Source organism: Candidatus Atelocyanobacterium thalassa isolate ALOHA (assembly GCF_000025125.1).
Taxonomy (GTDB): Bacteria; Cyanobacteriota; Cyanobacteriia; order Cyanobacteriales; family Microcystaceae; genus Atelocyanobacterium; species Atelocyanobacterium thalassae.
The window spans coordinates 862,481-875,249 of record NC_013771.1 but is presented as its reverse complement, the minus strand read 5'-3'; the positions used below and the strand labels follow the sequence as shown (position 1 = coordinate 875,249).

Below are 12,769 nucleotides of genomic sequence, written 5' to 3'. Positions count from 1 at the left end.
ATGTTTATAAGCTATGGTAATTCGTTTTTGTAAGCCAAAGTAATTAAAGCATTCAATATAGAAGCTGCAACAGGAGAACCACCTTTTCTCCCTTGTACAATAATCTTGGGAACATTAACCCTTTTTAAAGCTTGTTTGGCTTCTAAAACAGAAACAAAACCTACTGGTGCACCAATAATTAAACTTGGTTGTATCTTATTCAAAAGGATTTGCTGACATAAAGTAAGTAACGCAGTTGGAGCGTTGCCTATTACATAAATTCCTCTAGGATAAGTATTGCAGCATTTTAATAGTCCTGTTTCCGTAAGAGTTTTACCAGGATTAGAACCTGATGTTTGATTAACTGAAGCAATAACTAGGTTTTTAAAAGTTTTGTTCACCAAACTAAGAACTCCTTGTTTTACCATAGTGACATCTGTCACTATGGGAGTCTTCTTTTTAAGCGCATTAATACCTTTTTTAATTGCGTTCGGACTAAAACTTAGTGAATTAATAAGTTCAAAGTCAGCTGTAGAGTGAATAACACGACGAACAACCTTATACTCTAATGCATCGAAGTCATGTTGACCTATTTCTTGATCAATAATAGCAAAGCTTTTAGTTGTAATAGGATGGTTTAAAAATAAGTCCTGGCTCATCAATATACCTAGTTCAATTATTCAATAACAATAACGCAAAGTATAGCTAAAAAATATATTTAAGATAAATTCATATTATTTAGATATTGAGATAAAGTTTGAAATGCATTTTTATCGATTTGAATATTTATCTCTGGATGATTGTCATTGTGAAAATTTAGTTTTTGCTCAGCTTTTCCAAGATACAAAGGAAGATCTTCTTTTTCATTTACATGTAGAAGGACTCGTGCTCTCAAGGTTAACTGATTATCTTTCCCTGCAGATCTTCCGTAAACAAAATAATTTTGAGCTGCTTCTCTTAATGCCATGAATAATTCTTCTTCGGTGATAGAGGGTTCAACAGAAATTACTATTTGATCGCTAGCATTATCGTATACACGAGATGATGAGCTTGATGTGATAATTCTATGACGATTGAGCAAACCTATATTTAGTCCAAACAATCCTACAGTTAGGACTATCATGAACCCTGAAATTCCAACCAATCTAAAACGATTTTTCCAACTTAATATAAAAGATAAAATTACAAGTAAAAGTGAAATAATTGTAATTAGCAAAGACCATTCAAAATAATTTGAAAGATTTATAAAGGTAGACATTTTGTTAAATATAAATTTTAATTTGTATTTAAGTAGTACGAATAAAGCTTATTATGGCTTAAACATTTTTCCTACTTATTTTTAAAGATTAAAGAAAAGTCGGAAGAAATACTAAAAAATATTTTATTCTCCACAATTAATTAAACATAAAACAATTTCCTTTTTTTAATAAGAAGGAATGAAGTGATACTAAATGGTTTGTATTACTTACTAAACACTATAGGTTCATTTAGAGTGTTCTTTAAACATATTAACGATTTATTTAATGTATGAGAAAAACTAATTTTATAAATTTTTAGATTTAAATCACATGAATTAGTAAATATCAATCAACAACTTATAAGATTTTAGTCTTGAGTAAAAACGTAACGGTAAAGTTCGTTCGTTTTGGGGTCAGGACTATTTTCAGCAAACTCTACTGCATCATCAATAATTATCTTAACTTTCTCTTGAATAGTATCTAATTCAGTTTGACTAGCTATATTTTGATTAATTAAATAATTACTTAGTTTTTGAATAGGATCCTTTTGTTCCCAGAATTTTTTCTCATCTAATTTTCTTAATTCATCTGGGTCAGCTAGAGAATGTCCTCGAAAACGATAAGTCAAAGCTTCAATTAAAGTAGGACCTTCCCCTGCGCGAGCACGGGCAACAGCTTCTTTTGCTACTTGTCTTACTGCTAAAACATCCATTCCATCAACTTCTACTCCTACCATGTTAAAAACACTTGCTTTTTTATAAATTTCAGGTTGCGAAGTAGCACGATCATGAGACATTCCAATTGCCCATTTATTATTTTCTACCACATAAATAATCGGTAATTTCCAAAGTGCAGCCATGTTTAAGCATTCATAAAACTGGCCATTATTACTTGCACCATCTCCAAAAAAACAAGCTGTCACCTGATCAGCATTATCATCACCCATGACTTGATGACGATATTTATTTTGGAATGCAGCTCCTGTAGCGACAGGAATTCCTTCTGCGACAAAGGCGTATCCTCCTAAAAAGCGGTGTTTTTTCGAAAACAAGTGCATTGAGCCTCCTCTACCTTTGCTGCATCCTGTTTCCTTACCAAATAATTCTGCCATAATTTCACGAGGAGGAATTCCACAACTTAAAGCATGAACATGATCCCTATAGGTACTAGCGATATAGTCTTCACCAGAACGTAAAGCTTTGATAATGCCTGTAGAGATAGCTTCTTGACCATTATAAAGGTGAACAAATCCGAACATTTTTCCTCTATAGTACATTTCAGCACATTTGTCTTCAAACAAACGGCCTAAAATCATATCTTCATAGAGCATCAATCCTTCATCTTTGCTCAGTTGTATAGACATTGTATCAAATGTAGGTAAAATACGTTCAGATACCATAATAGCTAAAATAAATTGAATAATGGGATAAGTAAACAACTCAAATGATGAGACTTAAGAATATTGTTATATTCATACTAAGATAAGTTATTTTAATTAACTAAACAATCAATAAACTCTATTTAGTCATAGTTTGATCTCAACAAATATTTTAATGTTATGTAGATACAATTGCTATATTGGAGAAACCTATACTATAGTTATAATTTTAGTTACAATTTTTAAAACTTTTATTATACTTGAATAGCCATAAAAGATTTAAGAAAAGCAGTACTTTCTAATAGAAATTTTATTGCCTATATTCACATTTAACTATCAAGTATTAATTTGGACTACTTTGATTTGAGGAAATCAAACGTGCATATACCTTTAGACTATTACAGAATATTAGGAGTTTCTCCAGATACAATAGATGAGCAACTTCATCAAGCTTATCAAGATAGAACTACACAACTTCCTCACTGTGAATATAGTGAGGATGTAATTCAAAAACGTATAAGTTTATTAAACGAAGCTTATCAAGTTCTATCTGATCCAATTACAAGAACGGATTACGAGTCAAATTTTTTAAAACTAGTTTTCTCTAGTACCAATAAAAGCTTCGTACCTGATCATAAACAATCAGACATAGTAACCCAGGAACAAAATTCTATAAAAAGTTCAAGTATTGACATTCATGAAGATTATTTTTCTGGAGCTCTTTTAATACTTTATGAACTAAGCGAATATGAATTGGTCATACAATACGGAGAGAATCATCTTCAATCTTTCCCCAAGAATGTAGAAGACAGTGGCTTAAAGAGTATTAAAATGGATGTAATCCTTAGTATTTCTTTAGCTTATTTAGAAATTACTCGGCAGCTTTGGCATGATAAGACATATGAAAAAGCTGCTGCTGCTGGATTAAAAGGATTAGCATTTTTAGAAAAAAATCGCTTTTTCTTGTCTATACAAGAAGAAATTTGTTCAGAGCTTAATAAGCTACGACCTTATCGCATCTTAGAGTTGCTAGCTTACCCTATTCATTATCAAACTCTCAGGCAAAAAGGAATTAATTTATTAAAAAGTATGCTCGAAGATCGGCATAAAATTAATGAACAAACCAAAAGCCTTTCTAATCTTAAAACCAATGATTTTTTAAGCTTTCTTCAACAAATTAGAATTCATTTGACCATTGATGAACAAAAACAAATTTTTGTAGATACTTATAAAAACTCTTCTTCTCTTGTAGCATCTTACTTAAAAGTATATATCTTAATAGCCCTTGGATTTTTTAGAAAAAAACCTTTTTTAATTTTAGAAGCTCAAACGATACTTGAGAATCTAGAATCTCATCAAAAAGTTGCTATAGAACAAACTGTTGTAGCTCTACTATTAGGGCAGACGCAATTGGCTGAGAAAATTTTATTGAATAAGGTAAAAAACGAGCCAATCTTAAATTTTATTAGAGTCAACTCTCAAGGTTCTCCTGATTTATTACCTGGTTTATGTCTTTACAGTGAAATATGGTTAAAAACTGAAGTTTATAATTCTTTTAGAGACCTAAAAGAATTACCAATTTCTTTACAAGAGTACTTTCTTGACAAGCAAGTTCAAACCTATTTAGATGGTTTTGTAAAGCTTGATAGAAAAGATGATTTAACCCCTGCAACTGATACATTCAAAAAAAGTTCCCAATACTATAACTACAGACAAAATTTACAGAAATTTCAACCAACTAGCCTAACTTCATTCCCGAACTCTCTATCCACGGAAAATCCCACTATTCCTTTATCTTCAAAAACTAAAAAAACTTATAAGGTACAAAATAACCTTTCCGTATCAAACGTTAAAAACTACGTACGAAACTTTACAAAAAAAGTTATTAGAGTTCAGTTTAATAAAGGAGTTCTATCTACTACTCAACTTTTAAAAATACTACTCAAAAATAATTATGTTGAGAGTTGTTACTTTATCCTGAAATCTAGAAAAAATATTTTAATTATTTTGGGTGGAGTGAGTTTAACAAGTACTTGTCTAGTTTTAGCATATAAGATAAATTCTCCATTGTTTGCTTTAGAGAGGAATCAATACAAAGTATCTCTTATCCAACCTTTGATTAATATACCTCTGGCTAATAAACAAATTGTCAAGACAACAGGTGTATTGACACCAAGAGGTTTTCATCAATTAATTAAGGTATGGTTATCAAGTAAATCTAAAGCATTTGGAGAAAATCATGATATTGATTCATTAAATAAAATTTTAGTTGATCCTTTACTTTCAAAATGGCGTAATCATGCCCAAAAACTAAAACAGAGTCAAAGTTATTGGGTTTATAGCCATAACATTACAGTTAATTCTCTGAAATCTAATCAAAATAATTTAGATCAAGTTACTGGCGAAGCTGACATCAAGGAAACCGGTCAATACTATCACCAAGGTACTATGAGTTATTCTTATGATGATATTCTAAGAGTACAATATACTTTGCTTCGTAGAAATAATCGTTGGCTAATTCAAGAAATTGATGTTATTAATTAAATTTCCATTACTACTTGTCTAAATTTATAACAAAGATATCTTTTAAGCTTGAGAGAATGGTCTTAAATAGGCTTTAATAAAAAATAATTAATTTACCAAACAAAAAAGGAGGTGTTAATTTTCATAATGACTCAAGTAGTTGTTGGTCAAAGCGAACCTATAGAATCTGCATTACGTCGATTTAAGAGACAGGTTGCTAGAGTTGGAATTTATACAGACTATAAAAAGCATCAATTTTTCGAAACGCCAGAAGAAAAGCGTAAGCGAAAAGAAGCTACTCGGCAAAGACAAAGATCTCGTCGAAATTAAGTTTGATAAGATATCAAATTTAAACAACCATATAATTTCTACTATCTAAGATTAATTCAAGTTTAGATAGTCAATAAGACCCTAACTTTAGATTTTAGTTAGGGTTTTTTTTATTATTAGCTGAAACATATTGATTGAAACGATAACTATAAAAGTTTTATCTTATCTTCGAATTATTAATAAGGTTTGACAATGGCCCAGATTGATACATGCCTTTAATATTTAGATCACTATGGCATAAAATAACCTCATTGTTTACTCTTCCTAATAAATCCATAAGGATACGTTTTAAACGTTTCTTATTTTCTTCTGATTCAACTAAGTTACTTAGTTGATTCCTTAAAAATAATTGAGCACAAAACAAAACTGATGCTCCAGCTGTTTCCCATAGATGAGACGATGTATCTAACCATAGATGCCAATTATGAGAACTTCTTAAAGAACGATATTGAAAAATTGTAGTTAAAGTTACATAGTCAGTTTTTTCGCTAAAATAATCCTCAGGTTTAGGATTAGCTGTAACTATGCCTTTTTTAAGTAATTGAATAAAATCAATTAAATTATTTGTTAGAGACTTCGTGTTTGTATTATATTTTTGTAAACGATAATCTATTTCCCAAAAGTGTTGAACAGTTTCTGTAAGTTCTTGCAAAGCTAACAATTGTTCATGGGGTAGTTGATATCTAGACTCTATAAATATTTTGATTGCTGAATCAATTATCTCTATAGGATTAGAAGGTTGTTCTTTTTCTATTTTATACCTTGTCTCTTTTACCCAAAGATATAACTTTTTATAAGCTTCAGCCGCCTGGGCTCCTATTCTATCCCATCTAGAATATTGTTCCAAAGGTAGTAGCTTAGGATACTGCTTATCCATATAAAAACAATTGTCGGCCAAAATTCCTGCTCTAACAGGATCAATTGTCATTATATGATTTTCGTAATCATAACTTAAAGTAGTTAACATTTGTGCGATATCATGTATTTCGACAAATTTCCCTAATCCAGGAAAAACCAGTCCTAAAAGGGTTAACAATGCACGAATGATCGGAAAACTTATAAGGGGACGTTGTTCGTTCAAAAGTCTAACAGGAATATTAGCTATTGATAGAGTTTCAATTAGAGTGTAACGAGCAATTTCATCCAAGCCAGGTGCTATGATTACAATTTCTTTAGGGGTAACTTGGTGGTTCTCGATAGCATTGATTATAAAATTTGCTGTTTTTTTAAGAAGCTTAGCTCTTGAGCTGGTCTCAATTGATGTAAAAAAATAAGGAAGTTTTTTTGAAGATAAAGGGTTATCTATTTGTTCTAAAATAATTTGACTACTGATACCAAAAAGTTTTGGGAATGTAGGCAGTATCAGTGTGTTGCAATAAGGTTTTATAAGCCTTAAATAATCGGGATCGGCACTAAGTCCTAGCCGAACTTGACCATATGGATTATAGGTAAAGACACAAAATTTTTGATGATTTATAAAAAATTGAAATAAATCTTTAGTTATAGCAGGATAATCATCAATATCGTCTGCGAAAACTCCATGATAACGATTTATTAAACATTCTCTGTATTGAGAGTTAGGCAATAAGTATTGCCAATATAAATTATAAATAAGTCCATAAGTTACTATGCCACGGCTAAAGCACCATTGTTGCCATTCTGTAATTAATTCTTGCTGCAGTTTTGGTAATGTTTGTTTAGTATTAATAAAGTTATGAATTTCTTTTAAAAAGTAGTATTCTTCTTGTAAACCATACTCTAAGATAGAAGATATATCCTCAACCATAACTCCACTAGCACTAGCTAGTTGTAGTAAATCTAGAGTTTGACGAATAAATCGAAACTCGTTACTTTTAGTAAACGATATTTGGTACTTTTCCAGATACGGTTTCCATAGTTTGGTTGCAAATTCCTGCTCAGTTTCAGTTCTTAAGAACAATGGAAATTCTTCTTTCAGCTTTAGTCTTTCAAATAAAAGAGGCCAAAATAACTTTAATTCATCTCTCATGAATCCTAAAGGTGTCTTACAATGAATAGCATATTTTCCTCTAGTTACAGAAGAAAGTTTATCAAATAGTTTACGACGGTTGTCATCATTTGCAGATAAAACTAATACTGATGAAGCAAGATTTTGAGTAATCGATTGTATGGGAGATAAACTTTGTTTATAGCATCTATTTTCAACCCAATGAAAAAAATTCTTAACCAACTGGGTCGTTTTTCCAGCATGAGTGGTTCCTTCAATCCATAAGGAGGTTAACTTCACAAACATTCCTCAATCAAATTAGTTAACATACAATTATTCCTAAAATATTTTTATTCTTTATTTTTTTATTATAAATAAGCGTACTAGTTACTATGAAAATTCAGTTCTCGATTAAAAAAACTTTTGATTGGCTGACATCAACTCCAGAAAGATCTTTAGATCGCGCCTATAAAATGGCTTTAAAAATAAAAGAAATTGAAGATAAATATTTTGGTGGAAAAATAATATCTCAAGATAATACTAGTTATGGCAGCAGCGTTGTCTCATATTTTAAGACAGAAATTGACAGTTATCTTAAAAAGATCAATTTAGAGTTAAATATTTTTAAAACTAGTCGACTATTTTTAAAAGTTATGAATATTTCACAAGATCTTAATGATGAAAAAATATCAAGTGAAAAAGGACGACATAGTCTCATAAATAACACAATTTTTTTTGAAAAATTAAAATTTATTGACAAAATTATATTTAAGTATGAATTAAGAAAAGATAATGATAATCTTGAAAGCTCGATAATTTCAGAAGAAACTGCTTCGAAAAAGAAAGAAGAAACTGAGAATATATACTATTCAGAAAATATATCTCAAAAGAATAACTATCGCTTAGCATCGAGCAATAAAAATATAGGTGTTTTACCAAGATCTTTTGTTGATACACTAAACAGACTTAGACAAGAAATAGATCCTAAATCAGAAGATAGCGAAGAAAAAGTTCTGAATAAACATCGTAAATCTAGACTGAGGACTGCTCTTTCTATTAAATTTATCTTATTACTAATAATAGTTCCTTTATTAACTCACCAACTCACTAAGACATTTTTATTAACTCCAGTAATTCGTCAATATTTTCAGGATCATGGACAAGTAGTATTTATCAATAAAGATTTAGAGGAAGAAGCTTTCGAAGAATTAAGCCATTATGAGGAAATTCTTAGATTCCAAGGTTTGATAGGATTAAGAGAACCCTTAAATGAAGAAAAAGTTGAAGAAAAAGTTAAAGAAAAAGCTCAAGAAATAACACAACAATATCGGACACAGGGTATAAATTCAGTTGGTAATGTTTTTGCTGATCTTTTTTCTGTAATTGCTTTTATGGTAGTTGTTGGATTTAGTAGAAAAGAGATAGAAATTCTAAAAGCTTTTCTAGACGAGATTTTATATGGATTAAGTGATCCAGCCAAGGCATTTCTAATTATTTTATTCACAGATATGTTTGTTGGATTCCATTCTCCTCATGGATGGGAAGTTATCTTAGAAGGAATCTCTCATCATTTTGGATTACCAGAAAATCAAGAATTTAATTTTCTTTTTATCGCAACATTTCCAGTTATTTTAGATACAGTTCTTAAGTATTGGATATTCCGCTATCTTAATCGTATTTCTCCTTCGGCTGTAGCTACATATAAAAATATGAATGAATAATATTAAAATTTAGTTAATTTAGCGAAATTTAAGAAAAATTGCGTTAGTTTAACAAATGGAAGATATTACAATCTGAACTAAAATGACTATCGAACAATTACTGCTATTAATTGCCTTACTAAGTCCAGGAATATTATTATCTGCTTTTGTTATGGGGAGCTTTTCTAGAGGCGGATAAAATTTTATTAAGAGAAATCATAAAAAAATCGCAAGAGAATTTAATATCTCGGTTCTTTTATGATTCCTCTTACCCCTCTTCTTTTTTTGTTTCTGCTTGATTAGAGGATGAATTCGAGTTCAAGAATTCAGCAGTAGAAAAATTAACTTCTAGATTTTTCCGTTGTTCCATTTGACTAAGGAAATATCCTGTCATCATCGCAGAAGCAAGAAGACTAGCTAAATTTTCTCGATCAGTAGCTATTTGTATATTAAAGTCTCCAGAAGAAAGCATTCCCAGTAATCCTTGTACATTTTTGGTGATAATTTGCTGAATTTCTGGGCTAGCAGATTGCGCTATACGTGATAATGTTTCAGGCTGCTGTTGTTTCAGGTATTGTATGAGGGGATTCGGCTCTTGTTCTTCTGAGAGGAAATCAAAATTAAATACCATTCACTATAACTCCAAATTTGAGTTTAATTTACTTATATTTTTGTTGTTTTTATGTGTTATTACAATATAAACCTTACTGGAAAAAATAGCTAAAGATTTAGTTCATTGATTTTGGAAGCTGATCAATTTCAAAATACTGATGGAATTGAGAAGTAATTTCTAAAAGATATGAACGTCCGGTTTTTTGACGATATTTTCGAACAAAACCTAACTCTACTAATTCTTGTACATGTTGATAAGCACTACTTCCTCTTAGCTCAATTAATTCAGTTTGGATAATAGGGTTTTTAAGAGCAATTGCTGCTAAAGTTCTCAAAACTGCTTTTCCTAATTCAGCAGGAATTATATTATCGGTAAGATCATTGAAAACTGGACGAAGTTGCAAACTATATCCATTTTCTGTTTCTATGACTTCCAATGCACTGTCACGATACGCATAATCTGACATTAATTCAATTATTGCATCTTGTACAACTTCTATCTCATGATTTACATACTTAGCAATATCGACTAGGCTCAAGGATTGACCTTTAAGGTATAAAACTGCTTCAATTTTTGTTGCTAACTTTACCATTATTAAATGACACCTTTTGTTGATAAGAAAAATTAACCATATCAAAAAGAATTGATATAAGTCCAATATATAGAAAATTTTTATTTATTTTAAGCTATTACAGAAAACAATAGATATAAAAAAATAAATCTAATTATGACAACTTTATATTTTAAGACACATTAATTATTAGAAAACATGAAACTAAAGTTAATTTGCTTTAATTTTTGATTAGCCTAATATTCATAAGAATATTAATTAAAATGAGAATTGTATTAACTACTCATATAATTTAAATAAAATATTGCCATACTATTCATACTTTTGTTGAATGAATTCTAATGTAAAAGAAATTTTTATTAGAGATGATATTCAATTTCTAGATTGTTTCTATCATGATTACTAAGTTTATTATTAGATTAGTAAATATTAAAGTAATTATTAGTCATGATATGACTTTCTTGATATTCAAGGTTAAAAACTGCTGAGGTCATTTGTTCCAAGATGACGCAAATTAGAGAAAAATTAGATGTTCAAGAAAATACTATGTATAAAATTACCAAGAGTTTTATACATAGTATCTTTGAAAAAAAGAAAAGTCATTAGAATGATTAAAAAATAGTTACAAAGAAATTATTCTAGACAGTAAGTTTTTAGATTTTAAAATTTTATATGGAATTAATTGATAAGATATCAAAACAAATGAAATTAGATGAACAGAGTGAAAAAACAATTTTAGATTATCGCTTTATTATTAATGATTCTTAATCATCTAGAAAAAATATATTGCTTTAATTCTGAATTAGAAATAAATTTTCAACTTGTTCCGTTAAGATTTTCAATATTGAGATAACTAATTAAAAAGTTATGAATCAGCCTTTTTCAAGAAAAGATACATCATTAAAGTTAGCTCTTAAAGGTGTTCGTAAAATTCGTACTATGATAGATGGTTTAGATGAAATAACACATGGAGGGTTACCGTTAGGAAGGACAACCCTTGTTAGTGGAACTTCAGGAACTGGTAAAACACTTCTTGCTATACAGTTTTTATATAACGGAATTAAGTATTTTGATTATCCTGGTCTTTTCGTTACCTTTGAGGAGTCTCCAGATGACATTATTGAAAACGCATATAGTTTTGGCTGGGATTTACAAAAGCTAGTTGACGATGGTTATTTATTTATTCTTGATGCATCTCCAAATCCTGAAGGACAAGAAATATTTGAAAATTTTGATTTATCAGCGTTAATTGAACGAATACAATATGCTATCCATAAATATAAAGCTAAACTCGTTTCTATTGACTCTGTAACTGCAGTTTTTCAACAATATAATGCAGTTGCCGTAATAAGGAGAGAAATTTTTCGTCTTGTAGCTAGATTAAAACAACTAGAAATAACTTCTATCTTAACTACAGAAAGAGTAGAAGAGTATGGGCAGATTGCTAGATTTGGTATCGAAGAATTCGTTTCAGACAATGTAATTGTTGTACGTAATGTTTTGGAAGAAGAACGTCGTCGTCGTACAATCGAAATTCTTAAATTACGTGGTACTACTCATATGAATGGAGAATACCCTTTCACTATTATTAATGATGGAATTAATATATTTCCCTTGGGAGCTATGAGATTAACTCAAAGATCATCTAATGTACGTATTTCCTCTGGAGTGCAAACTCTGGATGAAATGTGTGGAGGAGGGTTTTTAAAAGATTCTATTATTTTAGTAACAGGTATAACAGGAACTGGAAAAACTTTATTGTTAAGTAAGTTTTTGGAAGAAGGATGTCATCAAGAAGAAAGAACAATTTTATTTGCTTATGAGGAATCTAAAGCTCAATTGTCTCGCAATGCAATGTCGTGGGGTATTGATTTTGGAAAAATGGAGCAAAAAGGACTTCTTAAATTGTTATGCACTTATCCAGAATCTGCTAGTCTAGAAGATCATTTACAAATTATAAAGTCAGAAATTTCTAAATTTAAGCCTTCTCGTATTGCTATTGATTCTCTATCCGCTTTAGCTCGAGGCGTTACAAAAAATGCTTTTCGCCAATTTATAATTGGAATAACAGGATATGTAAAGCAAGAAGAAATCACAGTATTTTTTACGAATACAACCGATCAATTCATAGAAAGTCATTCAATAACGGAATCTCATGTTTCTACTATTACAGACACAATATTAATGCTTAAATATATAGAAAACAATGAGAAAATGTCCAAAATTATTAATGTTTTTAAAATGAGAGGCTCTTGGCATGACAAGAGTATAAGAGAATATACAATTAATCATAATGGTTTTATTATTGAGAACTCATCTCACAACAATAAGAGTATAGTTGATGATTCTTCAACCAGAGTAAATATTGACAAGAAAAGTTAAATTTTTTATATTGCTCGTGATATTAAAGATAAAAAGAAACCATAGAATTGATTTTTCAAAAAATAGATTAAACCTCTTTTTAAATAAGG

The 12,769-nt window shown here is 29.9% G+C and carries 11 protein-coding genes; 5 read left to right on the top strand and 6 right to left on the bottom strand.

The genetic code is table 11. The features are described from left to right. Positions 1-11 precede the first annotated feature (11 nt). From UCYN_RS03600 to pdhA, 3 genes are all read right to left on the bottom strand, one after another. Positions 12-638: a cobalt-precorrin-8X methylmutase gene (locus tag UCYN_RS03600; protein WP_012954147.1), complete on the bottom strand. Its 627-nt coding sequence runs from the start codon at positions 636-638 to the stop codon at positions 12-14. A 59-nt stretch (positions 639-697) separates the two neighbouring features. Then, positions 698-1,237 carry a Ycf51 family protein gene (locus tag UCYN_RS03595; protein WP_012954146.1) on the bottom strand — a complete coding sequence of 180 codons (540 nt, stop codon included), beginning with the start codon at positions 1,235-1,237 and terminating at the stop codon, positions 698-700. Between the two features lie 347 nt (positions 1,238-1,584). After that, positions 1,585-2,616, bottom strand: coding sequence for a pyruvate dehydrogenase (acetyl-transferring) E1 component subunit alpha (gene pdhA, locus UCYN_RS03590; RefSeq protein WP_012954145.1), 1,032 nt, complete (start codon positions 2,614-2,616; stop codon positions 1,585-1,587). A gap of 357 nt (positions 2,617-2,973) precedes the next feature. Here pdhA and UCYN_RS03585 point away from each other — a divergent pair, with 357 nt between their 5' ends. Continuing rightward, on the top strand, positions 2,974-5,139 hold the full coding sequence (locus tag UCYN_RS03585) for an IMS domain-containing protein (RefSeq protein ID WP_012954144.1): 2,166 nt from the start codon (positions 2,974-2,976) through the stop codon (positions 5,137-5,139). A 126-nt stretch (positions 5,140-5,265) separates the two neighbouring features. After that, positions 5,266-5,448, top strand: a complete 183-nt coding sequence (rpsU, locus tag UCYN_RS03580; RefSeq protein ID WP_012954143.1) for a 30S ribosomal protein S21 — start codon at positions 5,266-5,268, stop codon at positions 5,446-5,448. A gap of 157 nt (positions 5,449-5,605) precedes the next feature. On the opposite strand, the gene UCYN_RS03575 is transcribed toward rpsU, so the two are convergent. Continuing rightward, the gene (locus tag UCYN_RS03575) at positions 5,606-7,714 is read right to left on the bottom strand and encodes a hypothetical protein (RefSeq protein WP_012954142.1); all 2,109 of its coding nucleotides are present in this window, start codon (positions 7,712-7,714) and stop codon (positions 5,606-5,608) included. A gap of 92 nt (positions 7,715-7,806) precedes the next feature. Here UCYN_RS03575 and UCYN_RS03570 point away from each other — a divergent pair, with 92 nt between their 5' ends. Continuing rightward, on the top strand, positions 7,807-9,135 hold the full coding sequence (locus UCYN_RS03570) for a proton extrusion protein PcxA (protein ID WP_012954141.1): 1,329 nt from the start codon (positions 7,807-7,809) through the stop codon (positions 9,133-9,135). A gap of 247 nt (positions 9,136-9,382) precedes the next feature. Here UCYN_RS03570 and UCYN_RS03565 read toward each other — a convergent pair whose 3' ends face one another. Together UCYN_RS03565 and scpB are read right to left on the bottom strand one after the other, a co-directional pair. Continuing rightward, positions 9,383-9,745: a DUF760 domain-containing protein gene (locus UCYN_RS03565; RefSeq protein ID WP_012954139.1), complete on the bottom strand. Its 363-nt coding sequence runs from the start codon at positions 9,743-9,745 to the stop codon at positions 9,383-9,385. 97 nt (positions 9,746-9,842) lie between these two features. Then, complete coding sequence (gene scpB, locus UCYN_RS03560) at positions 9,843-10,319, bottom strand: SMC-Scp complex subunit ScpB (protein WP_012954138.1); 477 nt, start codon at positions 10,317-10,319, stop codon at positions 9,843-9,845. Positions 10,320-10,970: 651 nt separating this feature from the next. On the opposite strand from scpB, the gene UCYN_RS06275 reads away from it, so the two are divergent. Beyond that, positions 10,971-11,066: a hypothetical protein gene (locus UCYN_RS06275; RefSeq protein ID WP_012954136.1), complete on the top strand. Its 96-nt coding sequence runs from the start codon at positions 10,971-10,973 to the stop codon at positions 11,064-11,066. Between the two features lie 99 nt (positions 11,067-11,165). After that, complete coding sequence (gene kaiC / locus UCYN_RS03555; RefSeq protein ID WP_012954135.1) at positions 11,166-12,680, top strand: circadian clock protein KaiC; 1,515 nt, start codon at positions 11,166-11,168, stop codon at positions 12,678-12,680. Positions 12,681-12,769: the final 89 nt, after the last annotated feature.

Excerpts from the sequence above, each read along its gene's own strand:
- UCYN_RS03600 (WP_012954147.1), bottom strand. The coding sequence starts at position 638 with ATGAGCCAGGACTTATTTTTAAACCATCCTATTACAACTAAAAGCTTT.
- UCYN_RS03595 (WP_012954146.1), bottom strand. The coding sequence starts at position 1,237 with ATGTCTACCTTTATAAATCTTTCAAATTATTTTGAATGGTCTTTGCTA.
- pdhA (WP_012954145.1), bottom strand. The coding sequence starts at position 2,616 with ATGGTATCTGAACGTATTTTACCTACATTTGATACAATGTCTATACAA.
- rpsU (WP_012954143.1), top strand. The coding sequence starts at position 5,266 with ATGACTCAAGTAGTTGTTGGTCAAAGCGAACCTATAGAATCTGCATTA.
- UCYN_RS03570 (WP_012954141.1), top strand. The coding sequence starts at position 7,807 with ATGAAAATTCAGTTCTCGATTAAAAAAACTTTTGATTGGCTGACATCA.
- UCYN_RS03565 (WP_012954139.1), bottom strand. The coding sequence starts at position 9,745 with ATGGTATTTAATTTTGATTTCCTCTCAGAAGAACAAGAGCCGAATCCC.
- scpB (WP_012954138.1), bottom strand. The coding sequence starts at position 10,319 with ATGGTAAAGTTAGCAACAAAAATTGAAGCAGTTTTATACCTTAAAGGT.
- UCYN_RS06275 (WP_012954136.1), top strand. The coding sequence starts at position 10,971 with ATGGAATTAATTGATAAGATATCAAAACAAATGAAATTAGATGAACAG.
- kaiC (WP_012954135.1), top strand. The coding sequence starts at position 11,166 with ATGAATCAGCCTTTTTCAAGAAAAGATACATCATTAAAGTTAGCTCTT.